The sequence below is a fragment of the Burkholderia sp. AU28863 genome, from assembly GCF_002223195.1.
Classification (GTDB): Bacteria; Pseudomonadota; Gammaproteobacteria; order Burkholderiales; family Burkholderiaceae; genus Burkholderia; species Burkholderia sola.
In genome coordinates this window covers 467,046-493,646 of the sequence record NZ_NKFE01000003.1, presented here as the reverse complement: position 1 = coordinate 493,646, position 26,601 = coordinate 467,046, and the positions used below count along the sequence as shown (strand labels likewise).

24 protein-coding genes, 5 tRNA genes and 1 pseudogene are annotated in these 26,601 nt (G+C 66.3%); 19 read left to right on the top strand and 11 right to left on the bottom strand.

Annotation, left to right across the window (positions count from 1 at the left end; all coding sequences use genetic code 11):
- Positions 1–46: 46 nt before the first annotated feature.
- Positions 47–757, bottom strand: coding sequence for a DUF4136 domain-containing protein (locus CFB81_RS04660; RefSeq protein ID WP_069621102.1), 711 nt, complete (start codon positions 755–757; stop codon positions 47–49).
- Positions 758–944: 187 nt separating this feature from the next.
- Between CFB81_RS04660 and pepN the strand changes: the two genes are divergently transcribed.
- From pepN to CFB81_RS04640, 4 genes are all read left to right on the top strand, one after another.
- A complete protein-coding gene (gene pepN, locus CFB81_RS04655) occupies positions 945–3,638 on the top strand; it encodes an aminopeptidase N (RefSeq protein ID WP_089434693.1) in 2,694 nt (897 codons plus the stop codon).
- A 280-nt stretch (positions 3,639–3,918) separates the two neighbouring features.
- Positions 3,919–4,932: a class 1 fructose-bisphosphatase gene (locus tag CFB81_RS04650; RefSeq protein WP_069621104.1), complete on the top strand. Its 1,014-nt coding sequence runs from the start codon at positions 3,919–3,921 to the stop codon at positions 4,930–4,932.
- A gap of 206 nt (positions 4,933–5,138) precedes the next feature.
- Positions 5,139–5,214, top strand: a tRNA-Thr gene (locus CFB81_RS04645).
- A gap of 857 nt (positions 5,215–6,071) precedes the next feature.
- Entirely contained in the window at positions 6,072–6,326 is a 255-nt protein-coding gene (locus tag CFB81_RS04640; protein WP_006476609.1) for a GlsB/YeaQ/YmgE family stress response membrane protein, read from the top strand.
- A gap of 79 nt (positions 6,327–6,405) precedes the next feature.
- Here CFB81_RS04640 and CFB81_RS04635 read toward each other — a convergent pair.
- From CFB81_RS04635 to CFB81_RS04625, 3 genes and pseudogenes are all read right to left on the bottom strand, one after another.
- Positions 6,406–6,549: pseudogene (locus CFB81_RS04635) on the bottom strand (TlpA family protein disulfide reductase); the annotation flags it as partial.
- Between the two features lie 5 nt (positions 6,550–6,554).
- The gene (locus CFB81_RS04630; RefSeq protein ID WP_089434692.1) at positions 6,555–8,918 is read right to left on the bottom strand and encodes a TonB-dependent receptor; all 2,364 of its coding nucleotides are present in this window, start codon (positions 8,916–8,918) and stop codon (positions 6,555–6,557) included.
- Positions 8,919–9,047: 129 nt separating this feature from the next.
- A complete protein-coding gene (locus CFB81_RS04625) occupies positions 9,048–9,437 on the bottom strand; it encodes a DUF2946 domain-containing protein (protein ID WP_089434691.1) in 390 nt (129 codons plus the stop codon).
- A 197-nt stretch (positions 9,438–9,634) separates the two neighbouring features.
- On the opposite strand from CFB81_RS04625, the gene CFB81_RS36020 reads away from it, so the two are divergent.
- Complete coding sequence (locus CFB81_RS36020) at positions 9,635–9,781, top strand: hypothetical protein (protein ID WP_009690993.1); 147 nt, start codon at positions 9,635–9,637, stop codon at positions 9,779–9,781.
- 223 nt (positions 9,782–10,004) lie between these two features.
- A complete protein-coding gene (locus CFB81_RS04620; protein WP_089434690.1) occupies positions 10,005–10,598 on the top strand; it encodes a chorismate mutase in 594 nt (197 codons plus the stop codon).
- Between the two features lie 29 nt (positions 10,599–10,627).
- On the opposite strand, the gene CFB81_RS04615 is transcribed toward CFB81_RS04620, so the two are convergent.
- Together CFB81_RS04615 and CFB81_RS04610 are read right to left on the bottom strand one after the other, a co-directional pair.
- A complete protein-coding gene (locus CFB81_RS04615) occupies positions 10,628–11,755 on the bottom strand; it encodes an exonuclease domain-containing protein (protein ID WP_069621108.1) in 1,128 nt (375 codons plus the stop codon).
- 139 nt (positions 11,756–11,894) lie between these two features.
- Positions 11,895–12,098, bottom strand: a complete 204-nt coding sequence (locus CFB81_RS04610; protein WP_027783827.1) for a cold-shock protein — start codon at positions 12,096–12,098, stop codon at positions 11,895–11,897.
- 393 nt (positions 12,099–12,491) lie between these two features.
- On the opposite strand from CFB81_RS04610, the gene CFB81_RS04605 reads away from it, so the two are divergent.
- Together CFB81_RS04605 and CFB81_RS04600 are read left to right on the top strand one after the other, a co-directional pair.
- A complete protein-coding gene (locus CFB81_RS04605) occupies positions 12,492–12,758 on the top strand; it encodes a hypothetical protein (protein ID WP_069621109.1) in 267 nt (88 codons plus the stop codon).
- A gap of 499 nt (positions 12,759–13,257) precedes the next feature.
- Positions 13,258–14,403, top strand: coding sequence for a porin (locus CFB81_RS04600; protein WP_069621110.1), 1,146 nt, complete (start codon positions 13,258–13,260; stop codon positions 14,401–14,403).
- Positions 14,404–14,486: 83 nt separating this feature from the next.
- Here the strand turns inward: CFB81_RS04600 and greB are convergent, their stop codons facing one another.
- Positions 14,487–15,050 (bottom strand): transcription elongation factor GreB, encoded by a 564-nt coding sequence (gene greB, locus CFB81_RS04595; protein ID WP_006476618.1) that lies wholly within the window; start codon positions 15,048–15,050, stop codon positions 14,487–14,489.
- A 128-nt stretch (positions 15,051–15,178) separates the two neighbouring features.
- Between greB and CFB81_RS04590 the strand changes: the two genes are divergently transcribed.
- The 3 genes from CFB81_RS04590 (at position 15,179) to CFB81_RS04580 (ending at position 15,535) form a co-directional block, all read left to right on the top strand.
- Positions 15,179–15,255 (top strand) — tRNA-Arg (locus tag CFB81_RS04590).
- Between the two features lie 66 nt (positions 15,256–15,321).
- Positions 15,322–15,398, top strand: a tRNA-Arg gene (locus CFB81_RS04585).
- 60 nt (positions 15,399–15,458) lie between these two features.
- Positions 15,459–15,535, top strand: a tRNA-Arg gene (locus CFB81_RS04580).
- 194 nt (positions 15,536–15,729) lie between these two features.
- Here the strand turns inward: CFB81_RS04580 and CFB81_RS04575 are convergent.
- From CFB81_RS04575 to CFB81_RS04560, 4 genes are all read right to left on the bottom strand, one after another.
- Positions 15,730–18,096: a bifunctional (p)ppGpp synthetase/guanosine-3',5'-bis(diphosphate) 3'-pyrophosphohydrolase gene (locus tag CFB81_RS04575; protein ID WP_027783823.1), complete on the bottom strand. Its 2,367-nt coding sequence runs from the start codon at positions 18,094–18,096 to the stop codon at positions 15,730–15,732.
- A gap of 63 nt (positions 18,097–18,159) precedes the next feature.
- Entirely contained in the window at positions 18,160–18,363 is a 204-nt protein-coding gene (gene rpoZ, locus CFB81_RS04570; RefSeq protein ID WP_006025620.1) for a DNA-directed RNA polymerase subunit omega, read from the bottom strand.
- Positions 18,364–18,421: 58 nt separating this feature from the next.
- Positions 18,422–19,105: a guanylate kinase gene (gene gmk, locus CFB81_RS04565; protein WP_069621111.1), complete on the bottom strand. Its 684-nt coding sequence runs from the start codon at positions 19,103–19,105 to the stop codon at positions 18,422–18,424.
- Between the two features lie 108 nt (positions 19,106–19,213).
- Positions 19,214–20,137 (bottom strand): YicC/YloC family endoribonuclease, encoded by a 924-nt coding sequence (locus CFB81_RS04560; protein ID WP_069621112.1) that lies wholly within the window; start codon positions 20,135–20,137, stop codon positions 19,214–19,216.
- 173 nt (positions 20,138–20,310) lie between these two features.
- Between CFB81_RS04560 and rph the strand changes: the two genes are divergently transcribed.
- The 8 genes from rph to CFB81_RS04515 all read left to right on the top strand — a co-directional run bounded on the left by rph (position 20,311) and on the right by CFB81_RS04515 (position 26,534).
- Positions 20,311–21,051: a ribonuclease PH gene (gene rph / locus CFB81_RS04555; protein WP_069621113.1), complete on the top strand. Its 741-nt coding sequence runs from the start codon at positions 20,311–20,313 to the stop codon at positions 21,049–21,051.
- Positions 21,044–21,670, top strand: a complete 627-nt coding sequence (gene rdgB, locus CFB81_RS04550; RefSeq protein WP_089434689.1) for an RdgB/HAM1 family non-canonical purine NTP pyrophosphatase — start codon at positions 21,044–21,046, stop codon at positions 21,668–21,670. The genes rph and rdgB overlap by 8 nt, the downstream gene beginning before the upstream one ends.
- Positions 21,671–21,704: 34 nt before the next feature.
- Positions 21,705–22,919: a radical SAM family heme chaperone HemW gene (gene hemW, locus CFB81_RS04545; RefSeq protein ID WP_069621115.1), complete on the top strand. Its 1,215-nt coding sequence runs from the start codon at positions 21,705–21,707 to the stop codon at positions 22,917–22,919.
- A gap of 44 nt (positions 22,920–22,963) precedes the next feature.
- Positions 22,964–23,051 (top strand) — tRNA-Ser (locus CFB81_RS04540).
- Positions 23,052–23,192: 141 nt separating this feature from the next.
- Positions 23,193–23,588, top strand: a complete 396-nt coding sequence (locus CFB81_RS04535; protein ID WP_089434688.1) for a hypothetical protein — start codon at positions 23,193–23,195, stop codon at positions 23,586–23,588.
- A gap of 239 nt (positions 23,589–23,827) precedes the next feature.
- On the top strand, positions 23,828–24,121 hold the full coding sequence (locus CFB81_RS04530; protein ID WP_050011588.1) for a hypothetical protein: 294 nt from the start codon (positions 23,828–23,830) through the stop codon (positions 24,119–24,121).
- Between the two features lie 307 nt (positions 24,122–24,428).
- Positions 24,429–24,920, top strand: coding sequence for an energy transducer TonB (locus CFB81_RS04525; protein ID WP_089434687.1), 492 nt, complete (start codon positions 24,429–24,431; stop codon positions 24,918–24,920).
- A gap of 303 nt (positions 24,921–25,223) precedes the next feature.
- A complete protein-coding gene (locus CFB81_RS04515; RefSeq protein ID WP_069621118.1) occupies positions 25,224–26,534 on the top strand; it encodes an MFS transporter in 1,311 nt (436 codons plus the stop codon).
- Positions 26,535–26,601: the final 67 nt, after the last annotated feature.

The following is a 26,601-nucleotide window of genomic DNA, read 5'->3' as shown; positions in this document are numbered from 1 at the left end:
CGGGCTGGCGCGGCCGGGCGGCGGCCGCGCCGAGAGGGATGCCGCGTTACTTCGCGACGGCCGCGCCCGACGCTGGCGCCGCCGGCACCGCGCGCTCGTTGGCGGCCGGCGCCGCCGGCCCGCCGCGCTTGTCGACCGGCAGCCTGACCGTGCGGACCGCGCCGTTCGACAACGGGAAATCGGCGAGCGCGCTGCGCGCGAGGAACGGCATCGCGTACAGCAGCGTGCCGTTGTCGCCGGTCGTGCGCGCGGACACGTTGTAGACCTCCTTGCCCGTCGCGCGCTCGGTGATGCGGATGCCGAGCATGTAGTCGAACACCTGGTACGTCTGCGCGACATAGCCGGACGGCACCGGCCCCCAGGGACCCCACGGGCCCCAGGGACTCCACGGCCCGCCTCGCCAGTACGGCCCCGGCCCCATGAACCACGGGTCATAGTAGACCGGCTGCGGCACCGTCACGAGATCGCTGCCGACCGAATAGGTCAGCCCGACGAGATAGCGCGCCTGCGATTGCGGCACCTGCCGGAATGCATACGCGGACAGCTCGTTCGCGACGATCGGCTCGTAGGTCGACTGCTCGATGCTGTTCTTCTGCGCGTCCGTGCGCGTGAACGCATAGGTGCGGGTCGCGTCGCTGCCGCTCCAGTCGGAGAAGGCCGTGACCTGGGTGGTCACGTAGCTGGTGCAGCCGGTCAGCAGCGCGACGCACAGCGCCGCCGCCCAGCCCGCACCGCGAAAAATCCATTCGCGTTTCATGTTGATCCTCGTCGATCCGTCACCCGTTCGTCGCACCGCGCGAAGCACAACGGGATGCCGATAATACGCGGACTCCCGGGAGCGGTAAAAAGTTCGCCCGGCACGCAGCCGCAAGCCTTTGTACAATGGCCCGGTTCGCCCGGCCCGCGCGACGGGCCCGCCCCCCACTCCACCGATCTCGACGACCATGTCCGACAACGCCTCCTCCACCGTGATCCGCCGCGCCGACTACACGCCGCCGGCCTTCCTCATCGATTCCGTCGCACTCGAATTCGATCTCGCGCCGGCCCGCACGATCGTCAGGAACACGATGCGCGTGCGCCGCAATCCGGACGCCGCGCCCACGCCCCACCTGGAACTGATGGGCGAGGCGCTGGAATTCGTCGGCGCGCAGCTCGACGGCGCGCCGTACGGCGCGGTGCGCGCACACGAACACGGGCTGACGGTCGAGAACGTGCCCGACGCGTTCGAGCTGACGCTCGAAAGCGCGTGCGCCCCCGATCAGAATACGACGCTGTCGGGCCTCTACGTGTCGAGCGGCAACTTCTTCACGCAGTGCGAAGCGGAAGGCTTTCGCCGCATCACCTACTTCCTCGATCGCCCCGACGTGATGGCGTCGTACACGGTCACGCTGCACGCCGACAAGGCCGCATACCCGGTGCTGCTGTCGAACGGCAACCTCGTCGATTCGGGCGACCTGCCCGACGGCCGCCACTTCGCGAAGTGGGAAGACCCGTTCCGCAAGCCGAGCTACCTGTTCGCGCTGGTCGCGGGCAAGCTCGTCGCGATCGAGGAAACGATCACGACCGGCTCCGGCAAGGAAAAGCTGCTGCAGGTATGGGTCGAACCGGCCGATCTCGACAAGACGCGTCACGCGATGGATTCGCTGATCCACTCGATCCGCTGGGACGAAAAGCGCTTCGGCCTCGAGCTCGATCTCGACCGCTTCATGATCGTCGCGGTCGGCGATTTCAACATGGGCGCGATGGAGAACAAGGGGCTCAACATCTTCAACACGAAGTACGTGCTCGCGAACCCCGAGACCGCGACCGACACCGATTTCGCGAACATCGAGTCGGTGGTCGGCCACGAATATTTCCACAACTGGACCGGCAACCGCGTGACCTGCCGCGACTGGTTCCAGCTGAGCCTGAAGGAAGGGCTGACGGTATTCCGCGACCAGGAATTCTCGGCCGACATGGCCGCCGGCGACGACGTCGAATCGGCGGCCCGCGCGGTCAAGCGGATCGAGGACGTGCGCGTGCTGCGCCAGTTGCAGTTCGCCGAGGATGCCGGCCCGATGGCGCACCCGGTGCGCCCGGAGAGCTACGTCGAGATCAACAACTTCTACACGATGACCGTCTACGAGAAAGGCTCGGAAGTCGTGCGGATGTACCAGACGCTGTTCGGCCGCGACGGCTTCCGCAAGGGGATGGATCTCTACTTCAAGCGCCACGACGGCCACGCGGTGACCTGCGACGACTTCCGTCACGCGATGGCCGACGCGAACGGGCGCGACCTCGCGCAGTTCGAGCGCTGGTACAGCCAGGCCGGCACGCCGCGCGTGTCGGTGCGCACCGCGTACGACGCGGCCGCGCGCCGCTATACGGTCACCCTCGCGCAAGGCTACGGCGACGCGTCGCCGGCCGCGCGCGAAACGCAGCAAGGGCCGCTGCTGATTCCGTTCGCGATCGGCCTGATCGGCCGCGACGGTCGCGACCTGCCGCTACGTCTCGACGGCGAAGCCGCCGCGTCGGGCACGACGCGCGTGCTCGAGTTCACCGACACCGAGCAGACCTTCACGTTCGTCGACGTGCCGGAAGCGCCGCTGCCGTCGCTGCTGCGCAACTTCTCGTCGCCGGTCATCGTCGAGTACGACTACAGCGACGACGATCTCGCGTTCCTGCTCGCGCACGACAGCGATCCGTTCAACCGCTGGGAAGCCGGCCAGCGCCTCGCGACGCGCGCGTTGCTGACGCTCGCCGCCCGTGCCGCCGCCGACGCGCCGCTCGCGCTCGGCGAGAACTTCGTCGCCGCGTTCCGCCGCGTGCTGACCGATGAAAGCCTGTCGCCGGCGTTCCGCGAGCTCGCGCTGACGCTGCCGTCGGAAACCTACCTCGCCGACCAGATGGCCGAGGCCGACCCGGCCGCCGTGCATCGCGCGCGCCAGTTCGTGCGCCGCCAGCTCGCGACCGCGCTGCGCGCCGACTGGCTCGCAGCGTACGAGCAGCACCAGACGCCCGGCGCCTACGAGCCGACGCCGGAAGCGTCGGGCCGCCGCGCGCTGAAGAACCTCGCGCTCGCGTATCTCGCCGAACTCGACGATCCGGCCGACGCCGTGCGCCTCGCCACCACCCAGTACGACGCGGCGAACAACATGACCGATCGCGCAGCGGCGCTCGGCGCGCTGCTGTCCGCGGCCGCCGCAGGTGCGAACGGGCCGGCCGAGCATGCGCTCGACGACTTCTACCGTCGCTTCGAGAAGGAGGCCCTCGTGATCGACAAGTGGTTCGCGATGCAGGCGGCGCAACGCGGTACGGCCGCGCAGCCGACACTCGCGAAGGTGCGCAAGCTGCTCGCGCACCCGGCGTTCAACCTGAAGAACCCGAACCGCGCGCGCTCGCTGATCTTCAGCTTCTGCGCGGCCAACCCCGCGCAATTCCATGCGGCCGACGGTTCCGGCTACGCGTTCTGGGCCGAACAGGTCCTCGCGCTCGATGCGATCAACCCGCAGGTCGCGGCACGCCTCGCGCGCTCGCTCGAACTGTGGCGCCGCTTCACGCCGGCGCTGCGCGACCGGATGCGCGAAGCCCTCGAACAGGTCGCCGCCGGCGCGAAGTCGCGCGACGTGCGCGAGATCGTCGAGAAGGCGCTCGCGTAAGTCGCGCGATCGCCCCAATCGCGTCCGCGCGCTCGAGCCGGCACCGCCTCATGCGGTGCCGGCTTTTTGATTGCACGCGCGCGGCTGAAACCGCGTGCACGGGGTCGGACCGCTCGGCGCGCCTCCGCGGCGACACGCGCCCCCGCCCGTCATCGCCGCCCGATACCGGTCCGATTCGACGGCCACGCCATGTAACCGGACGAAAAAAGCCGGCGGCAGCGCAGGCGCGGCGGGTAAAATTGCGGCCATTCAAGGATTCTTTGGCCTTTCGGAGTCTGTCATGTCCATTGCCCGCCGCACCACGCTGTCGAAGTTCCTGATCGAACAGCAACGTGAGACCAACAACCTCCCCGCCGACCTGCGCCTGTTGATCGAAGTCGTCGCCCGCGCGTGCAAGGCGATCAGCTACAACGTGTCGAAGGGCGCGCTCGGCGAAGCGCTCGGCACCGCCGGCAGCGAGAACGTCCAGGGCGAAGTGCAGAAGAAGCTCGACATCCTGTCGAACGAAATCCTGCTCGACGCGAACGAATGGGGCGGCAACCTCGCCGCGATGGCGTCGGAAGAAATGGAAACGTTCTTCCCGATCCCGGCGAACTACCCGCGCGGCGAATACCTGCTCGTGTTCGATCCGCTCGACGGCTCGTCGAACATCGACGTCAACGTGTCGATCGGCACGATCTTCTCGGTGCTGCGCTGCCCGGACGGCCAGCAGGCGACCGAGGAATCGTTCCTGCAGCCCGGCACCGAGCAGGTCGCGGCCGGCTATGCCGTGTACGGCCCGCAGACGGTGTTCGTGCTGACGACCGGCAACGGCGTGAACTGCTTCACGCTCGACCGCGAAGTCGGCTCGTGGGTGCTCACGCAAAGCAACATGCAGATCCCCGTCGACACGCGCGAATACGCGATCAACGCATCCAACGCCCGCCACTGGTACGACCCGGTCAAGCGCTACGTCGACGAGTTGAACGCCGGCAAGGACGGCCCGCGCGGCGACAACTTCAACATGCGCTGGATCGCGTCGATGGTGGCCGACGTGCATCGGATCCTGAACCGCGGCGGCATCTTCATGTATCCGGCCGACAAGCGCACGCCCGATCGTCCGGGCAAGTTGCGGCTGATGTACGAAGCGAACCCGATGTCGTTCATCGTCGAACAGGCGGGCGGCGCCGCGACGACCGGTACGCAGCGGATCATGGAAGTGCAGCCGACCGGCCTGCACCAGCGCGTGCCCGTGTTCCTCGGTTCGAAGAACGAAGTCGAGCGCGTGACCGGCTATCACGACGAAGCAAAATAATTGCACTGCAGCACTGGACGGAGGTGCGAGACATCAGTACAATCGCGCCTTCGCGATGTGGCCCTAACGGGTCGCATCGCAGTGAAGTGAAAGCGGAAAGTCCGCCGGATCGAGGGTTTCGCGAAGCAGCCGCAGCAAGCTGAAAAAATTTCGCAAAACCTATTGCCAAGATCGCGGATTTCACCATATAATTTCATTTCTCTGCTGCCGGTGTAGCTCAGTTGGTAGAGCAGCGCATTCGTAATGCGAAGGTCGTAGGTTCGACTCCTATCTCCGGCACCAAGACATAAAGGTCTGACAAGCATCGCTTGTCAGACCTTTTCTCTTTTCCGGCGTCGAAATCCTGAAGTCGTTCGACGGCGCGCACTACCGATCACGCCGAGCCCGATCTTCGTGTACGGATTCGGCAATCGCTCCCCTACACGTTGTCCGGCGCCAGTCCTCGCGGCGACCGTTATCTGCACAACATCCGCTCGACATTTCCACACACTCGACGGCGGCCGGCCGATCGAGCTGGACAGCCCACGCAACGGCACCGCATTTGTCGTGCGTCCCGACCGGCTCGCGCTCGGCCGCCGGGACGCGCGTCGGCGACATGGCTGCCACGCTCGATCTCCCGCTCCCTCCTCACGCGTCGTCCGAAGCAAATCCATCAGGACACCGAATGAGGGTGGACATCGGATACGGCACACGCTGCACCAATCCGTGCCACACGATGCCCCGGATCGGCGAAGCGATGCCGCCGCGCGTCCCATCCGTTTCGCGCTGCTGTCGACCGCAGCGAGAAGCGATGCCGCGACCGTCGGGCGCCTGATCGCCGACGCAGCTGACGGCCTGCCCCGAAGCCACCTTGCCGGCAACGACGCTCGAGCGATGATGTGCCCGACGGACGGACTTCGGCGACAGTCATCCTTACAGACTCATTTCGCCATGCGTCGCGCGCGCACGGAACATGCGCTACGCAGACAAATCCCCTGGAAAATCTGCTTAAGGGTGCATAACATTACTTAACGATCCTGACCCGTCTATCGCGTTACATTGCGTGGGCGGCGCCACGGCCGCATGTCGCTTGCGACCCGCTCGCGGCGTGCACCGGCCGGTGCCCGGTCATTTCGACTCAACCCAAGGAGAGGACCACCATGACTCATGGCTTGATTATGTGGCTCATCATCGGCGCGATCGCCGGCTGGCTCGCCGGCTTGCTCGTGAAGGGCGGCGGCTTCGGGCTGATCGTCGACATCATCGTCGGGATCGTCGGTGCGGTGATCGGCGGCTGGCTTGCCGGGTTGCTCGGCATCAGCATCGGCAGCGGCTTCATCGGCTCGGTGATCGTCGCGGTCATCGGCGCGGTGATCCTGCTGTTCGTGATCCGGCTATTCAGGCGAGCGGCCTGACGTTTCTCTCCACGCGCCTTCGGGCGCGTTTTCGCATCGGGCCGGCGCGCGGCCGGTTCGCCGCGCGCCACCGGCTCCGTCAGCGCTTCGCGTGCCGCAACCCGCCGTCGAGCACGTCGGCCTTCCGCAATCCGCTGCGCGCTTCATGCACACCATCGCGCCCGCTCCACACGGTGCGCGACATCTCCCCTCGCCATCCCGCATCGAGCGCCGCCCGCAGCCTCGCTTTCACAGCGACCATTTCAGTTCTCCATAGAAAGTGCGGCCCGGATACGGGTGGAACACGTAATAGCGGCGATCCGTCACGTTGTCGATGCCGGCCGACGCGGTCCAGTGACGACCGAAGCGATACCGCGCCTTCAGATCGACGACCGTGAACGAACTCGTGCCGCCGTAGACGTCCGGATTCACGTCGCTGTTGTCCAGCGTGTTGAACTGGCGACCCGAGTAGCGCACGCCGACGCTCGCGAGCCAGCGCTCGTCGAAGCGATACGACGCGAGCAGGTTCGCGCGCATGCGCGGAATGCGCGGGAAACGCGAACCGACGTAGGCCGGATTCGCGGCATCGGCGAGAATCTGCGCGTTGCTCGCCGACACGTTCGCGTCGACGTTGAGCCCGCGCAGCCCGACGTTCTCGCCGCTGAACGCGAGTTCGACGCCGCGCACGCGCACGCGGTCGACGTTCGAGATGTTGGTGACGGTGCTCGCGCCCGACACCGTTGTCTGGCTATAGATCGAATCGCGCAGGTCGCTCTGGAACACGCTCGCGCGCACGACGCCGACGCCCACATCGCGTTCGGCCGTGAAGTCCCAGTCGATCGCCTTTTCCGGCCGCAGGTTCGGGTTGTTGTTGACGATCGCGTTGTTCGAAATCGTGCCCTGGAACAGCTCGCCGACCGTCGGGAACCGCGTGCCGGTCGCGAACGACAGCCGGAAGCGCCAGACTTCCGTCGCATCCCATTGCAGCGCGATTTTCGGCGACAGCGCATTCGCGCCGCGATCCGCGTAGCCGAGCGTGCCCTTCGCATTGCCGAGCGCGCCGCCGTACGCATCCCAGCGCTCGTAGCGCAGCCCGAGCGTCGCGAGCCAACCGGGCGCGAAGCGCCACGCATCCTGCCCGAACAGCGCCTGCGTGCGGGTGTCGCCGCGATAGACGCTCGCGAGCGACGTGGTCGGCCCGGCCAGCCAGTCGGCCGTGTTGTACGTGACATTGCGCAGGAAGTAGGTGTCGTAGTGATAGCCGAACGTGAACGTATGGCCTTTCACTTCCGGCGCCTCGGCCTTCAGGTCGAGCGTGCGCCAGCCGGTGCCGTCGCCCTGGAACAGCGTGCCCGCCCCACCCTGCACGGTCGAGGCCGCACGCAACACGTCGCGCGACACGTCGTACGCGGACACCACGCCCGACAGCCGCCAGCCGGAATCGAGTCGGCCGTTCAGCCCGAGCGCATACAGCCAGTTCTCCTGGTCGCCGCGCTGCGGCGCGAACGCGTTTGGCGCGACCGTCATTTTCTGTCCGCCGAGCGACACGTTGCCGCCGTAAACCGGCTCGCCCGTCGCATCGCGCAGGAAGGTCTCGCCGTGCTGCCGGTAATGGTTCTCCCAGTGCCCGAGCGTCAGCGTCGCATCGACATGATCGGTGAACGCATAGCCCATCCGGACCGTCTCGTTGAGCTGCTCGGTCCGCTCGATCGTCTGCGCGCCGACGATGGTTCGCGGCTTGCCGTTGGGTCCGATGTCGGTCACGGCGCCCGTCACGGGGACGGCGACGCCGGGTTTCGGGTTGTAGACCGAATTGGGGCTCGCGTACTGCATCGGCTGGCCGTCGTTCTCCAGCCGGTCGAGCGACAGCGCGAACCAGAACCGGCCGACGCGGTTCGCGATCCGCGCGGTCTGATGATTGCCGCCGAAGCTGTCCGCGAACCCGTAGCCGTCGTGGTAGCGCTGCGTGAAGAACTGCGTCGACAGCGACGCCTCGAGCTGTTCGGGGCGGCGCGTGGTGAGCAGCACGGTCGAGCCGATCGCGTTGCCCGGGTACAGCGCGGAAAAGGGGCCGTAGAGCACGTCGACGCGCGCGATGTCGTCGGGCGGAATCAGCGACCAGCGCGGCGGGTACGCATAGCTCGACCCGAGCAGGTTCGACAGCAGCACGCCGTCGGCATAGACGAGCCCGCGCGCGCTCTGTAGTTCATTGAAGTCGCGGCCCGCGAATACGCTGTTGCGGTCGCCGATGTAGCGCTTGCGAACCATCAGGTTCGGCGCGTACTTCAGCGCGTCCTCGGTGGTGACGTTGGTGTGCGCATCGATCTGCTCGCGCGTGACCGACGCGACGACGGCCGGTGTATCCGGATCGACCGGTTGCCGCTGCGCGGTCACGCTGACGGCGGTCAGCGTGTCGCCCGCTGGGGCGGCCGCTACAGCGACATCCACGGACGCCGACGCCGCGGCGGCGGGACGATCGATGCCACCGCCGCGGGCCGCGTCGGCGCGGGCATCGTCGGTCGAAGCCGCGTGGGCGGCCGGGCATGCGAAAGCGGCCGCGCATGCGAGCGCGAGCCGGCCGCGCGACGAACGCGCGGCAAGGGTAGACGACATGAGTGAGTTCCTGAAAACGTGATCGGGCGCCGCCGGACACGGGCGCGCGAGCCGCGCACGCACGGCGCGACGCGCGGGCCGAGGCCGCGAGCGGCTCGCGCGCCACCGGGGGCGCGCGGATGACATCAATCAGACCGGAACGTTTTCAGGCGGGGCGCGCGGCTGCGCGAGACGGATGCCCTTGCGACGCGCATCGGGAACGATCGGGGCAGCCGCCCGATACGCGAACGTCCGCACGAAGCCCGGCATCGCGGGCAGGCTCGTGCCCAGCGCGACGTTCGCCGCGAAGCCCGGGCAGTACACGCAATGCGGGACGCCCGCATGGTCGAACGACGACGTATCGCGGTCGTCGCGCGCGTGCGCGAGCACGACCTGACGCGCGCCCGCTGCACTGCACAACTCGAGCGTGAGCGCGCCGGAACCGCTCGACGCAAGACGCGCGTAGCCGACGACGGGCGACAGTACGTTCAGTACCAGCGCCAGCCATACGAGGCCCATCCATCGCGTCGTTCGTCTCATCGCGGTCCGGGAAAAAGTGCGCGCAAGTATAACAAGCGGCCCGACTGTCACCATCGCGCCGCGCGCGATAGCGGGCATCACACTTCGCGCCGGAGCGCATGTGCCGTTAATACAACAGAGACAAAATCTAACGATTCGCCGCTGGCATAAATCCGAGCGCGAGGTTGATAATCATTGAACCTGCTGGAGAAACGATCATGGACGAAAGACCGACTCGCATGCCACCGCCCGAGCAAGTGATGAGCCCGGATCCGGAACCCGTCGGCGTGGAATTCCTCGCCGAATTGCCCGAGCACGTTCGGGCATTCTTCGATGAGCAGCACAAGCTGTACTCGCCGAAGTGAACGCCAGTTCGGTTCTGTAACCGCCACGTGTCGATCCTCGCTATCGTGCGGTTCATCCAGGCGCTTCGCGCGCAATTCGCCTCGCACCCGGGCCGCAACAGCCTGACGGTGCCGGATCAGCTCGCCTGCTGATTCTCCTGTCGCGACGCTACGCCGCGCGACTGTCTTCGTCTATCCTTCTGGTTTTCCACGTCCGGCCCGCCCGGCTCTCCCGATCGTTCCGATGAAGCAAGCCATTCGTGCCAGCGTCGCTGTCGCCGCGCTCGGTGTCGCCCTCCTTTCGTTGCCGCCTGCCGCCCGCGCAGACGGCGACGACACCGCCCTCACCAATATCGTTGCGCTCGCGTCGCAGCGCCTCGCGCTCGCCGAACCGGTCGCACGATGGAAATGGGCGAATCACAAGGCCATCGAGGACCAGCCGCGCGAAGCGGCCCTGCTCACTGCAGTCGAAAAGCGCGCGGTCCAGGCCGGCGTCGATCCCGCCTTCGCCCGCACGTTCTTCGAGGATCAGATCACCGCAAGCAAGGACGTGCAGAACGCACTGTTCACGACCTGGCGCACGACGCGGCCGCCGGAAGGCACGCCGCCCGATCTCGCGACCAGCACGCGGCCGGCACTCGACCGGCTGACGCAGAAAATGCTCACCGGTCTCGCGCAGGTCGCCCCGCTGCGCGACGCGCCCGACTGCCAGGCGCGGCTCGCGCGCAGCATCGCGAACTGGAAGACGCTCACGCGCTACGATTCCACGCAGACGCGGGCACTCGATACCGCGCTGTCGCATGTCTGCTCCGCCGGCGGGGCCAGCGCGATCGGCTGACGCAGCGGGCGCGGATCGCCCCGCGGCGCTCAGTCCGCGGGGGTCAGCGCCACGAGCGGAATCACCTGCAGGCCGCGCGCGAGGTGCGTCTGCAGCAGGCGATGGGTGAAGGGTTCGAACGCGCCGCCTGCCGCATCGGCCACGAGCCGTGCGGCCGCATCGAGCGAGTCCGCCGAACCGAGATAGCACCAACCGTCGATCACATGAAACAGGCGGCGCTCACCGGTCGCCTCGAACGCGACGGCACCTTCGAACGGCCAGGGCGCACCGCCCGCGCGGGCGGCGTCGGCCGTGGGGCGCCGGTTGTACGACGGGCGCAAGCGGGCGATCCATTGCGCTTCGGCAAGCATCGCCCCCAGCTCGTTGCCCGTCTCGCGCCATTCGACGCGCCGCACCTGCTGCGCGAGTCGCATTTCCTTCGACGAGCGGCGCTCGCCGGTCAGCAGCGCGCGCAGCCGCTGTCGCACGCGCACGCTGCGGCCGACATACAGCGCTTCGTCACGCTCCCCGAATAGCGCATACGCGCCGCACCCTGCCGGCGCGGTATCCAGCCACGCCTCGGTCAGGTCGCCGCCGAGACGGAAGTGGCGCGTCGTGCGCGCGATCTGGTCACGCAGCCGCTCGAGCGGCACGATGTCGTGCAGCTGGCGCCAGAACTGCCAGATCAGGTCGGCATCGGCCAGCGCGCGGTGACGCGCGGCCGGAACGAGCCCGTGCCGTTCGATCAACGCATCGAGCCCGTGCCGCGATTCGCGCGGAAACAGCGCGCGCGACAGTCGCACCGTACAGAGCACATCGGGATTGAACGCCAGGCCGGCGCGCTCGAATTCGGCGCGCAGGAAGCCACGGTCGAAGCTCGCGTTGTGCGCGACGAACAGCTTGCCGTCGAGCCGCTCGAACAGCGCCGGCGCGAGCGATGCGAACGTCGGTGCATCGCGCACCATCGCGTCCGAAATGCCCGTCAGTTGCTGGATGAACGGCGGAATCGCCTGCCCCGGATTGACGAGGCTCGTCCACGTCGACACGCCGAGCGGTCCGATTTCGACCACACCGATTTCGGTGATGCGGTGCTCGGCGGACGAGCCGCCGGTGGTTTCAAGGTCGACGAAGACGAGTGGCTGCTCGCTGCCGGGATCGGACGGAACGAAATCGGACATGAAAAGACAGGGAAACGATGCTTTCGTGAGTATGCACCGGCAGGCGGACTCGGGCCAGTCCGGACGGCGTACTCCGTCCCCGGAAAACAAAAAGCCCCCGCCATGCGGGGGCCGGACGTGATCGGCAATGCGTGGCGCGTCAGACCGCCTGGATATTCGCTGCCTGCTTGCCTTTCGGCCCGACTTTGACCTCGAACGAAACACGCTGGTTTTCCTTCAGCGTCTTGAAGCCGTCCATCCGGATTTCGGAAAAGTGCGCAAACAAATCTTCACCGCCATTGTCCGACGTAATAAAGCCAAAACCTTTAGCATCGTTAAACCATTTCACGATACCGGTATCCATGTCTTCGTTCCCCACTCTATAAGATCAAAAAAGCTATTTTTATAGCCGTTTTCCGAAATCCCGAAACATTGCGCCAGCACCCGCACCAGCACGCCGCCCGAGGACGGAGTGCTGACTTTATAAATTGGACAATCCGGGTGCGTCAAGAAAATTTTTAGCAACTGCTTTCTCGAAAAGACGCTAATACCACTGGAATCGGTACACCATCGCCGATGATTAATTGATTCGCATCAAAAACCTGTCAACATTACCGGGATCGGATCGCTAATAATCGCGGCAAGCGAAATTTCTACCGGGGACAAATCGACTCGGTAAAGTCCTCGGGTTTTTTCGGGTTGCAGAAATCCGGGGACGTTGCGATCCTGAATCAACGCCGAAAGGAAGGAGAGGGTCATGTGGCTGGACGGAATCAAGCGCTTCGCGAGCCGGCTCGGACGCGTACGTCGCAAGTCCCGCGCCCTGGCCGAGTCCGCGCGCGAAGCGCCGTGCGATACCGAATTCGATTTGACGTGGCACGGCGATCACTGGCAAAACCTGCTCGCATCGCCTCTGGATGCCCGTCACTACGTGATGGAAGACTGGACCAACACGCCGCCACCGATCGAAGCAGAGAACGCCGCGCCCGCGGGCAAGCGCAAGCGTCGCTCGTACACGTCGTAGCGCGCCGAGCAGCCGGGCAAAAAAAAGCGCGACTGGGAAGTCGCGCCGACAAAGGTTTGGAGATCTTTTCCGTCAACGAAAAAGTCTGCTTCGGAAAGCAGAGACCGCAGTATAGCGAGAGAACTACCTTTCATTATCCATGCTCCACACAAACCTCTATTGCCGATGTGTCAATAATCGCGCTATAGCCGCCCTCGCCCGCCTCTGGCGCCTGTCGCAAACGCGCAACGTCCGCTACGCAATCCCGATCGTCATTTCGTTTCGCCGCACCGCAGCGAACCCTTGCGCGGCAATCGTTTACGGGACCTTCCCGATTTTTGCGGATTCCAAAACACACTGTTTCTTAAAGTGTGGGCCGCTCCCGCTCCGCGCACTTCGTACACTGCAGATGGATTTCTGATAAGCGCACCGCCGTTCTGCCGGACCGGCTACAGCGTCAAGCAAAACACGGCCGTCCGCCCCAGGTTCGATCGACATCATCGTGTTTGGAGACAGATCCATGAAGAAAGCTCTGATCGTCACCGCGTTGTCGGGTGTGTTCGTGACCGCCGCCCACGCTCAAAGCAGCGTGACGCTGTACGGCCTGATCGACGCAGGCATCACCTACACGAACAATCAGGGCGGACACAGCGCCTGGCAGGAAACAAGCGGTTCGATCAACGGCAGCCGATGGGGCTTGCGCGGCACCGAAGATCTCGGCGGCGGCCTGAAAGCCATCTTCACGCTGGAAAACGGTTTCGGCATCAACAACGGCACGCTGAAGCAGAACGGTCGCGAATTCGGCCGGCAAGCGTTCGTGGGCCTTGCGCACACCACCTACGGTTCGCTGACGCTGGGCCGGCAGTATGACAGCGTCGTCGACTATCTCGGGCCGCTGTCGCTGACCGGTACCCAGTATGGCGGCACCCAGTTCGCCCACCCGTTCGACAACGACAACCTGAACAACTCGTTCCGGATCAACAACTCGGTCAAGTACCAGAGCGCGAACTACGGCGGCCTCAAGTTCGGTGCGTTGTACGGGTTCTCGAACTCGTCGGCGTTCGCGAACAACCGCGCGTATAGCGGCGGCGTGTCGTACAGCTACCTCGGCTTCAACGTGGCCGCAGCCTACTTGCAGCTGAACAGCGACGTGAACGCGCTCGCGCAGGCCGCGTCCGACCCGGGCGCGGTCGCCGGCGACTGGACCTTTGCGTCGCGCGTGCAGCGCACCTGGGGTGCCGGCCTGAATTACGGGTTCGGCCCCGCCACGGTCGGCTTCGTGTTCACCCAGACGCGCCTGAGCGGCCTGCGCGCGATCAGCGCCGGCCAGTCGGGCGTGGTAGGCGGCATCACGGGCCTCGGCGACACCGGGCGCTTCAGCAACTACGAAGTCAACGGCCGCTACGCGCTGACGCCGGCCCTGTCGCTCGCCGGCTCGTACACGTACACCCAGGGCCGCCTGTCCGGCGACAAGCCAACCTGGCACCAGTTCAACCTGCAAGCCGACTACGCACTGTCGAAGCGCACGGACGTGTACCTGCAGGGCGAGTTCCAGAAGGTCAACAGCGACGGACTCGACCTCGGCGCCAACATCAACGGGCTGGGCGCCGCGTCATCGACCAACAAGCAGATCGCGGTCACGGCCGGCCTGCGTCACCGCTTCTGAGCGACCGGCACATTCGCCGTACGCCGAAAGACGAAGCGCCCCGTCGGGGCGCTTTTTCCTGGTCGCGGCGCGCGAGCTGCCACTCAGGCGTCGCCCCGCGCCGGATACCGGACATCGAGTATGTCGATCGGCTGCGGGCCGGCCGGCGTCATCAGCGTGACGGTGTCGCCGATCTTCGCCTTGATCAGCGCACGCGCGACCGGCGAAATCCAGCTGACGCAGCCGCGATCGAGATCGACCTCGTCGATCCCGACGATCGTCACCGTGTGATCCTCGCCGTCCGGCGTCTCGTAATCGACCGTCGCGCCGAAAAACACCTGGTCGACGTTCTCCTGCCGGCTCGCGTCGACGACTTCGGCGAGGTCGAGCCGCTTCGTCAGGAAGCGGATGCGGCGATCGATCTCGCGAAGCCGCCGCTTGCCGTAGATGTAGTCGCCGTTTTCGGACCGGTCGCCGTTCGAGGCCGCCCACGACACGAGCCGCACGACCTCGGGACGTTCGACGTCGATCAGGTTCAGCAGCTCGTCCCTCAGCCGCTTGTGGCCGGCCGGCGTGATGTAGTTCTTCGCGCCCGCCGGAATCGCGGGTTGAGCCTGGTCGAGATCGTCGTCGTCACCGTCCGACTCTTTGACAAACGCCTTGTTCATGATGCAGATTCAACGTGAATGACTGATCCCCAAGGGTACACGATGGGCGGCCGGCCAAGGCCATGGCACCAAATTCGCGAATAAGGCTTCCCTTTTTATACGACTCTGCTATACTTCCGCTTCTGCGTGCGGCTGTAGCTCAGTTGGATAGAGTACTTGGCTACGAACCAAGGGGTCGTGGGTTCGAATCCTGCCAGCCGCGCCACTTTTTCGAGGGCCTTCCGAACCGAAGGCCCTTTCAGTTCGAAGCAGTAGAAGTTTGTTTTTGCGTGCGGCTGTAGCTCAGTTGGATAGAGTACTTGGCTACGAACCAAGGGGTCGTGGGTTCGAATCCTGCCAGCCGCGCCACTTTTTGGGGGCCTTCCCATCGCAGAAGGTTCCGACAGTTGAAGCAGTACCGTTTTGCGTGCGGCTGTAGCTCAGTTGGATAGAGTACTTGGCTACGAACCAAGGGGTCGTGGGTTCGAATCCTGCCAGCCGCGCCACCTTAAAAGGGCTTTCCTTCGGGAAAGCCCTTTTTCTTTTTGCACCCGCCCTCCCGTCGTTCGCACCATCACCCCGCACGCGTTCGGCAAGCGCCGGCAACATCGCACGCCCTTTCGGCAGCCCCAATGAAAACGGCGGCCATAAGCCGCCGTCCGTCGATCATCGAATCCGCCCGCCGCCGCGCGTGTCGGCGTCAGTAATCCTGCCGCTCGCGCTCGATACGCATGCCGCCGTCATGGCGCGCGTGCGCACCGTCGTCGGTCGAACGCTCGCGCATGATCCGCATCACGTCCGGATTGGTTCTCACGCGCCGCATCACGTTCGCGAGATGCACGCGGTCGCTGACCTGGATCACGAAGCGCAGCACCGTCGACTCGTGCGTCAGATCCTCGTCCATCGCGATATGGACGATGTTCGCGTCGGCCGACGTGATGTCCGCCGCGACGCGCGCGAAGATGCCCTTCGTGTTCTTCACGAGCGCCTTCACCGCGACATCGAACAGGCGGCCCGGCTGCGGCGCCCATTCGACGTCGATCCAGCGACCCGGATCGCGACGATGGATGCGCTGCGCGACGCGGCAATCCGTCGTATGAATCGCCATGCCCAGACCGATGCCGATGTAACCCATGATCGCATCGCCCGGGATCGGCCGGCAGCATGCGGACAACTGCACGGACATCCCTTCGGTGCCGGTAATCACGACCGGCGGCGCGTGATGCGCGGGGTGCCGCTCGGACTTCGGCAGATCGTCGTCCGCGTCGCGGCCGCTCATCAACACTTCGATGCGCTTGGCCATCACCGCCGCGACGCGACGACCGAGGCCGATATCCGCGAAAATTTCCTGACGGCTCTTGTTGCCCGTCCACTGCACGAGCTTCTCCCACACTTCCGGCTCGACGTCGGCCAGCGCGAGACCGTAGCCCTTCAGGCTCTGGTCGACGAGCCGCTCGCCCAGCTGCACGGACTCGTTCAGGCGCATCGTCTTCAGGTAGTGGCGGATCGCCGAACGCGCCTTGCCGGTGCGCACGAAGCCGAGCCACGCGGGGTTCGGCTTCGAATACGGCGCGGTGATCACCTCGACGATGTCGCCACTCTTCAGCTCGGTGCGCAGCGGCAGCAGCTCGTTGTTGATCTTCACGGCCACACACTGGTTGCCGAGATCGCTGTGGATCGAATACGCGAAATCGAGCGCCGTCGCGCCGCGCGGCAGCGCCATGATCTTCGACTTCGGCGTGAACACGTAGACCGCGTCGGGGAACAGGTCGATCTTCACGTGCTCGAGGAATTCGCTCGAATCGCCCGCTTCGCTCTGGATGTCGAGCAGCGACTTCAGCCACTGGTGCGCGCGCTTCTGCACGTCGCTGAGATCGGCGCTGCCGTTCTTGTACAGCCAGTGCGCGGCGACGCCCGCCTCGGCGATCTCGTGCATCTTGCGCGTGCGCACCTGGAACTCGATCGGCGCGCCGAACGGGCCGACGAGCGTCGTGTGCAGCGACTGATAGCCGTTGATCTTCGGGATCGCGATGTAATCCTTGAACTTGCCGGGCACGGGCTTGTACAGCGCGTGCAGCGCACCGATGCACGTGTAGCAGTCGAGCGGGCTGTCGACGACGACACGGAAGCCGTACACGTCGAGCACCTGCGAGAACGACAGCTGCTTGTCGCGCATCTTGCGGTAGACGCTGTAGATGGTCTTCTCGCGGCCGGTGATCTCGGCGTCGATCTTCGCGTCGGCCATCGCGCGCTGCGCGGCCTCGAGGATCTTGCTGATCACTTCGCGGCGGTTGCCGCGCGCGGCCTTCACGGCCTTCTCGAGCGTCGCGTAGCGATGCGGGTTGAAGTTCGCGAAGCTCATGTCCTGCAGTTCGCGATACGTGTTGTTCAACCCGAGCCGGTGCGCGATCGGCGCGTAGATGTCGAGCGTTTCGCGCGCGACGCGGCGGCGCTTTTCCATCGGCACCGCGCCGAGCGTGCGCATGTTGTGCAGGCGGTCGGCGAGCTTGACGAGAATGACGCGCACGTCGCGCGCCATCGCGAGCAGCATCTTGCGGAAGTTTTCCGCCTGCGCTTCCTCGCGGCTGCGGAATTCCATCTTGTCGAGCTTCGACAGGCCGTCGACCAGTTCGGCGACCTTCGGGCCGAACCGCTCGGCCAGCTCGTTCTTGGTCACGCCCTGGTCTTCCATCACGTCGTGCAGCAACGCGGCCATCACGGCCTGCGCGTCGAGCTTCCAGCCGGCGCAGATTTCCGCGACGGCGACGGGATGGGTGATGTAGGGTTCGCCGCTCTGGCGATATTGACCGAGGTGGGCTTCGTCGCTGAAGTGGAACGCCGCCTTGACCTCTTTGATTTCGTCCGGAGCGAGATACTCGGCAAGCGCGGCCGTCAGTTTCGCGATCGAAACGACGCCGTGCTTGCGCGGCTGCTCCGGGGTGGCGGTCGGCCCGAACAGATGCCGGAAGGACTGTTCGAGGACCGCGTCGATGTACTGGCGCGCAGGCGACTGGGCCGTGGCTTCGGTGGTCGGATCCGCGGAGGCGGACGATGGGGTGGTGCTCATATTCGCCTCCAGGTCGAGTCGTTGCGCGCGTGGACTACATGGCTGGAACGGGCCGGATGCGCGTTACACCGGCACCTTCTTCAGCATCTCGACGCCGACCTGGCCGGCAGCGATTTCGCGCAGCGCGACGACGGTCGGCTTGTCGCGGCTTTCGATCTTCGGCGTATGGCCTTGCGCGAGCTGCCGCGCGCGATAGGTGGCGGCGAGCGCCAGTTCGAAGCGATTCGGGATTTGCTTCAGGCAGTCTTCGACGGTAATGCGAGCCATGTTGGTAATTCCTTCTGAATATAGTCCTTATTCTACCTTATGTCCCTCGTGCCCCGCGTCATTCCGCGTGGGGCAGATGGATACCGAGCTCGATGAACAGCTCCGCGTGTCGCGCGTACTGCGAAGCAAATCGCAGGCGCGTCGCCGCGACGATGCATTCGAGTTCCGCGAGCGCACGCTCGAAATTCTCGTTGATCACCACGTATTCCGCTTCCGACGCGTGCGCGATCTCGCTGCCGGCGGCCAGCAGGCGTCGCGTGATCACGTTCGGCTCGTCCTGGCCGCGCTTCTTCAGGCGTTCCTCGAGGGCGTCGAGCGACGGCGGCAGGATGAAGATGCCGACCGCGTTGCGGAACTGCTTCTTCACCTGCAACGCACCCTGCCAGTCGATTTCGAGCAGCACGTCGTGGCCGCTCTTCATTTGCTCTTCGATCCAGACGCGCGACGTGCCGTAGTAGTTGCCGTGCACTTCCGCGCTCTCGAGGAATTCGTGCGCCGCATGACGCGCGCGGAAATCGTCGACGGTCGTGAAGTGGTAGTGCTGGCCGTCCTGCTCGCCCGGGCGCGGCTTGCGCGTCGTGTACGAGATCGACAGGCAGATGTCGCTGTCCTTCGACAGCAGCGCATTCACGAGCGTCGACTTGCCGGCGCCCGACGGCGCGACGACCATGAACAGGTTACCGGGATAGACGCCGCCGTGCAGCGAATGCGACGCGTGGCCGTCGCGAGTGGATTCGGTCATGACAGCCTCCGCCGGGTCTGGCCACATCCGCATGAATCAGCTTTCGAAGGATGGGGGGGCTGCGCCCCCCCAAGCGAACGTAGTGAGCGTGGGGGTCGTTTCATCTCTTTACTCCAGGTTTTGCACTTGCTCGCGCATCTGCTCGATCAGCAGCTTCAGCGCCATCGACGCGTCGGCGAGTTCCTTCGCCGCCGCCTTCGAGCCGAGCGTGTTCGCTTCGCGATTCAGTTCCTGCATCATGAAGTCGAGACGCTTGCCGACGCGGCCGCCCTTCTCGATCACGTGACGCGTTTCGTTCAGGTGCGCGGTGAGCCGCGACAGCTCTTCCGCGATGTCGATCCGGATCCCGTACATCGTCACTTCCTGACGGATGCGCTCCGCCGCTTCCTCGCGCGTGACGACCGTCGAGCCGCCTTCGGGCGCCGCGAGGCCGAGCGCTTCCTGCAGCCGCTCGACGATCTTCTGCTGGTGCTTCGCGATCAGCTCCGGCACGAGCGGCGTGATGCGCGCGACGATCGCCTCCATCTCGGTGACGTTCGACAGCAGCATCGTCGCCAGTTGCGCGCCTTCGCGCGAACGTACGACGACGAGCTCGCCGATCGCTTCCTTGCCGCAGGCGAGCACCGCGTCGCGGATCGCTTCGGCCGACACGCCGCTCTCCGCGATCACGCCGGGCCAGCGCAGGATCTCGCCCGCGCGCAGACGGCCGACGCCGGGGAACGAATCGAGCACCGCGCGTTCGAGATCGGCAAGCTGGCCGAGCGCCGACTGGTTCAGCGCGCCCGCGCCGATGCTCTGCTCGCCGCGCTGCAGGTTGATGCGCACGTCGACCTTGCCGCGCGACAGCTTGTTCATCAGCATTTCGCGCAGCGCGGGTTCGCACGCACGCACGTCGTCCGGCATCCGGAAATTGAGATCGAGGAAGCGCGAGTTCACGGTGCGCAGTTCGACCGACACGCTGGTGCCGCCATTGCCGGCAGCCGTCGCGAGTTCGCGCGTCGCGCTCGCATAGCCCGTCATGCTGTAGATCATGGTTCGTCTCGCCGTCTGGTGCCCTCGCGGGCGGGGAATACATCGAGGCGCCCGGCGCATCGGAAGGCGCGGGGCGGGAAGCGCGCATTATCCCATTTTTGCGGACCACCCCGCCGGGCAAGCGCGCCGTTCGGCGCTAAAATCGGGGTTTCCTCCCCTTCCGCGATTTCCCCATGACGTCTCCCGTTTCCCGCCCGAGCGGCCGCCGCGCCGACGAACTGCGCAAGGTCGCCCTCACGCGCCACTACACGAAACACGCCGAAGGCTCCGTGCTGGTCGAATTCGGCGACACCAAGGTGCTCTGCACCGCCAGCGTCGCCGAGCGCGTGCCCGAGTTCCTGCGCGAGCGCGGGCAAGGCTGGTTGACCGCCGAATACGGGATGCTGCCGCGCGCGACCCACACGCGCAGCGACCGCGAAGCGGCGCGCGGCAAGCAGACGGGCCGCACGCAGGAAATTCAGCGCCTGATCGGCCGCGCGCTGCGCGCGGTGTTCGATCTCGAGGCGCTCGGCCCGCGCACGATCCACCTCGACTGCGACGTGATCCAGGCCGACGGCGGCACGCGCACGGCCAGCATCACCGGCGCGTTCGTCGCCGCGCACGACGCGGTGTCGAAGCTGATCGCGGCCGGCAAGCTCGCGCGCTCGCCGATCACCGACCACGTCGCCGCGATCTCGGTCGGCGTGTACGAAGGCGCGCCCGTGCTCGACCTCGACTACGCGGAAGACTCGCGCTGCGACACCGACATGAACGTCGTGATGACGGGCGCGGGCGGCTTCGTCGAAGTCCAGGGCACGGCCGAAGGCGTGCCGTTCTCGCGCGCCGAGATGAACGCGCTGCTCGACCTCGCGCAGGGCGGGATCGCCGAGCTCGTGCGGCTGCAGAAAGAGGTCCTGGGTGCGACCCATGCCTGACGACCGCACCGTCGCGCCGCTGTCGCGCATCGTTCTCGCGTCGAACAACGCAGGCAAGCTGCGCGAATTCACCGCGCTGTTCTCGACGGTCGGCATCGAGATCGTCCCGCAGGGCGACCTCGCGGTGCCCGAGGCAGAGGAGCCGTTCGGCACGTTCATCGAGAACGCGCTGACCAAGGCGCGCCACGCGTCGCGGCTCACCGGGTTGCCGGCGATCGCCGACGATTCCGGCCTGTGCGTGCGCGTGCTGCGCGGCGCGCCGGGCGTCTATTCGGCGCGCTATGCGCAGCGCGCGGGCCGCGACAAGGGCGACGAGGCGAACAACGCGTATCTCGTCGAGCAGTTGCGCGGCGTCGCCGACCGGCGCGCGTACTACTGCTGCGTGCTTGCGCTCGTCCGCCATGCGGACGATCCGGAACCGCTGTTCGCCGAAGGGCGCTGGGCCGGCGAGATCGTCGATACGCCGCGCGGTGATCACGGATTCGGCTACGACCCGTATTTCTACCTGCCGTCGCTCGGCGCGACGGCCGCCGAACTCGAGCCGGCCGTGAAGAACACGCACAGCCACCGCGCGCTGGCGCTGAAGGCGCTGCTCGCGCGGCTCGCGGAGGAAGCATGAACCTGCCCGATACCCCTTCGCTGCGGGAGGCGGTATGAGCCAGGCCGCGGAAACCGGCGCGCGCGTCGTCGCGACCTTCACGTCGCCCGGCCAGGTGCGCCTCACGTCGCTGCCGCCGCTTGCGCTGTACGTGCATTTCCCGTGGTGCGTGCGCAAGTGCCCGTACTGCGATTTCAACTCGCACGAATGGAAAGGCGAACGGTTTCCGGAAGCCGACTATCTCGACGCGTTGCGCGCCGATCTCGAGCAGGCGCTGCCGCTCGTGTGGGGACGGCAGGTGCATACGGTGTTCATCGGCGGCGGCACGCCGAGCCTGCTGTCGGCGGCCGGCCTCGACCGGATGCTGTCCGACGTGCGCGCGCTGCTGCCCCTCGACGCCGATGCCGAGATCACGCTCGAAGCGAATCCGGGCACGTTCGAAGCCGCGAAGTTCGCGCAGTTCCGCGCAAGCGGCGTGAACCGCCTGTCGGTCGGCATCCAGAGCTTCAACGAAGCGCACCTGAAGGCGCTCGGCCGGATTCACGACACCGCGCAGGCGCGCGCGGCCGTCGACATCGCCGCGAAGAACTTCGACAACTTCAACCTCGACCTGATGTTCGCGCTGCCGAACCAGACGCTCGACGAATGCCGCACCGACATCGAGACCGCGCTGTCGTTCGCGCCGCCGCACCTGTCGCTGTATCACCTGACGCTCGAGCCGAATACGCTGTTCGCGAAGTTTCCGCCCGTCGTCCCCGACGACGACGCGTCGGCCGACATGCAGGAATGGATTCACGCGCGCACGGCCGAAGCCGGCTACGGGCGCTACGAAGTATCCGCGTACGCGAAGCCGAATCATCAGTGCAAGCACAACCTGAACTACTGGCGCTTCGGCGACTATCTCGGGATCGGCGCGGGCGCCCACACGAAGCTGTCGTTCCCGAACCGGGTCCTGCGGCAAGCACGCTACAAACATCCGGCAACCTTCATCGAACAGGCGAAGGCCGGCACGGCCGTGCAGGAGGAGCGTGAAGTCGGCGCGCGCGACCTGCCGTTCGAATTCATGCTGAACACGCTGCGGCTCGTCGAGGGCTTTCCCGTGCACAGCTTCGTCGAACGCACGGGCCTGCCGATGAGCACGATCGAGCCCGCGTTGAAGGAAGCGGAACGGCGCGGATTGATCACGCGCGATTTCACCCAAATCGCGCCGACGCCGCTCGGCCAGCGTTTCCTCAACGACCTGCAGGAATTGTTCCTGCGCGACGACTGAACGGATGAACGAGGCGGCATTTCGGTTACAATGCCGCCTCGTGTGGAAGCGTGGCCGAGCGGTTTAAGGCACTGGTCTTGAAAACCAGCGACGGGAAACTGTCCGTGAGTTCGAATCTCACCGCTTCCGCCAGGAAATTCGCCGAACCCCGTCCATTCGCAGAATGACGGGGTTTTTGTTTGTCCGCACGCGTGCGCCCCGCACGTCCCGACGCATCGCGCCGGATGCCGTTACAATCCCGCGCTCCGATTCGCGAAACGGGAAATCCACGTCATGAAGCCCTTCCTCGCCTCGTCGCTCGTCGCCGTGCTGGCCGCCGTCAGCCCGCATGCGGCGGCCGACACCGCCTCCGGCAGCGACGCGCAAGCGTCGTGCGCGATCGCGTACGTGACCGGCGTCGGCGGTTCGCCGCGCGGGCTGAGCGAATATCTCGCGAGCCCGTCGCCGTACAACTACCTGAAGGACAACGAGCTCCAGTGCAAGGTGGCGGACGACGGACGCACGTCGAACTGCACCGGCGTGACCTATCTGCGCAACGAACAGGTCAGCGTGTACGACGATTCCGATCCGGCGACGCTGACCGTCGTCGCGCGCGTGGAACTCGATCATGGCCAGAAGTATCCGGTAATCGTCGTCGTGCAGCGCAAGGACGCGCGCTGCAAGCAATGACGCCCGCCATGTGATGCCCCCTTTCCGTCGCCCGCTGATGGAATCGGCGCCGGATCGTCGACGCGCCGAAGCGACGGGGTGCGACCGTCCCGGACGCCCGCGGCCGCACACAGCCGGACACCTCCCGGCCCGCCCCGCCATCGCCTAGAATTCGTTCAACACGGCGACACGAATGCCGCCGCGTGTTCGATGTATTCGATGCCGCACGCGCCACCCCTGCGCGGCACACGGAGATCGCCATGACCGACCTGTCGACCGCGACGGACCACGTCGATTACGAAGGCTTCGAAATCCATGTCGTGCCGGCCGCGATGCCCGGCAGCGACACGCGCTATACCTACACCGGCTACGTGTGCCATCCGGGCGTGAATCCCGCGCTGCCCGGCCATGCGGTGCCGTTCCACGCGGACGGCGAGGAAAGCTTCGCGAGCGTCGACGAGGCGACCCACGAAGCCGTGCACATCGGCAAGAGCATCATCGACGGCACGCACCCCGACCTGTCGGTCCTGTCGCTCGTGACGCACGGCTTCTGACGCGGCCGGAACGCATCGCCGACGATTCCCCGGAAGGCCGCCGAGGTTGCCGCGTCGGCTGACCGCGCCGCGCGACCGGACGATCGCAGCGTGCCGCGGCTTTCAGCCTTCCAACACGCGCGTGCGCCGCGGACGCTGTCACATGTCGCGTCACATCGGGGTGCACGACGTGCGTTGCTCGACGCGACGTCCGGCCGGCGTCATCCGCGATCGCAACGACCGATCCCGCGCGCTATGCGTTTCCCCCCATATCGTCTCGCGTCGGTACGCCTATCATTTTTTTATCGTCCCTCCCGGCCATCACGTCATGCGCCCCCTTCTCCGTCCGCGCGTCCCCCGGCTGCGTGTTGCTGCGCTGGCCGCGGTCGCCCTGCTTGCCGCGTGCACGATCACGCCGCCTTCGTCGTTACGCTCGGTCCTGACGATTCCGTCGGTCATACGCAGCGGCAATCTCGACCAGTATCGCGTCGAGGTCGCGCACCGCGTCGCCGAACGCAATCCGTCCGGCATGCTGCACGGCACACCGCAGGCCATGCTGCGTTCGCTCGTCGTCGTGGCCTTCACCGTCGACGGCAGCGGCCGCGTGATCAACGCATCCGTCTATCGCAGCAACGGCGACAGCGAGGCGGAAGCGCTCGCGCTCGCGTCGCTGCGCCGCTCGGCGCCGCTGCCGGCGCCGCCGTCGCGGCTGCTCGACGGCAACGGCCGGCTCGAACTGATGGAAGGCTGGCTCTTCAACGACGACGGCCACTTCCAGCTGCAAAGCACCTCGTCCGCGCAGGCGCAATCGATCGACTGACGCGCCGCCGCGGCCCGATTGCCGGTGGGCGCCGCCGCTGGCTATAATTTTCCGCACTCGCGCGGCCATCACGCCGCGCGCGCGTTCGCGCGCCCCACCCGGCAAGCGAGCCGACCACGCCGGCACCGGGCGGCGGCGACGTACCCGTCTCCATCGTCGACCGGCGGGTGACGTCCGCGCCACGGCGCACGTCCACGCCGCCACCGCGTCATCCGCATCAATCATTTGCCCGGCTACCGGCAGGCAGCCGCTTGCCCCGGCGCACGCCCAGCCGACTGCCCCAACGACAAAACGGAGACATCCATGTCCGCATCCCCCGCAACCGTTGCACACGCAACCGGTTCGGCCGGCGCCGTCAGCCACCGGCGCATCGTGTTCGCGAGCTTCATCGGCACCGCGATCGAGTTCTACGATTTCTACGTGTACGCGACGGCCGCCGCGCTCGTCATCGGCCCCGTATTCTTCCCGCACGGCTCCGCGACGGCGCAAGCGCTGTCAGCGTTCGTCACGTTCGGGATCGCGTTCATCGCACGCCCGATCGGCTCGTTCCTGTTCGGGCACTTCGGCGACCGCATCGGCCGCAAGTCGACGCTCGTCGCATCGCTGCTCGTGATGGGCGTGTCCACCACCGCGATCGGCTTCGTGCCCGGCTACGACGCGATCGGCGCGCTCGCGCCGGTGCTGCTGTGCGTGCTGCGCTTCGGCCAGGGGATCGGCCTCGGCGGCGAATGGGGCGGCGCTGCGCTCCTCGCGACCGAGCACGCGCCGCAGGGCAAGCGCGGCTGGTTCGGGATGTTCCCGCAACTGGGGCCGTCGGTCGGCTTCCTGATGTCGAACGGGCTGTTCTTCGCGCTCGCGCTGTCGCTGTCCGACGCGCAGTTCCGCAGCTGGGGCTGGCGCATCCCGTTCCTCGTCAGCGCGGTGCTCGTCGCGCTCGGCCTGTACGTGCGGCTCAAGATCACCGAAACGCCCGCGTTCCAGGCGGCGCTCGACCGCAACGAGCGCGTGCGCGTGCCGGTCGCGACGCTCGTCACGCAACACTGGCGGCCGACGCTGCTCGGCGCGCTCGCGATGGTCGTCTGCTACACGCTGTTCTACATCTCGACGGTGTTCTCGCTGTCGTACGGCGTGTCGGCGCTGCATATTCCGCGCCAGAGCTTCCTCGGCCTGCTGTGTTTCGCAGTCGTCTTCATGGGTCTCGCGACGCCGCTGTCCGCATGGGCATCGGACCGCTTCGGCCGCAAGCCGGTGCTGGTCGTCGGCGCGATCGCCGCGCTGCTGTCGGGGTTCGCGATGGAACCGCTGCTCGGCAGCGGCTCGATGCCGCTCGTCGCGCTGTTCCTGACGATCGAGCTGTTCCTGATGGGCGTGACGTTCGCACCGATGGGCGCGCTGCTGCCGGAATTGTTCCCGACCAATGTCCGCTACACGGGCGCGGGCGTCGCGTACAACCTCGGCGGGATCCTCGGTGCGTCGATCGCGCCGTATATCGCGCAACTGCTGGCCGCGCGCGGCGGGCTGTCGTGGGTCGGCGGCTACGTGTCGGTGGCGGCGGCGATCAGCCTGATCGGCGTACTGCTGATGCGCGAAACGCGCGACGCGTCGCTCGTCTGACCCTTCGGGGCGACCCGGGTTGTACGGCGGCGGGCGCTGCCTATACTCGATCCTGGGCGCGTCGTTG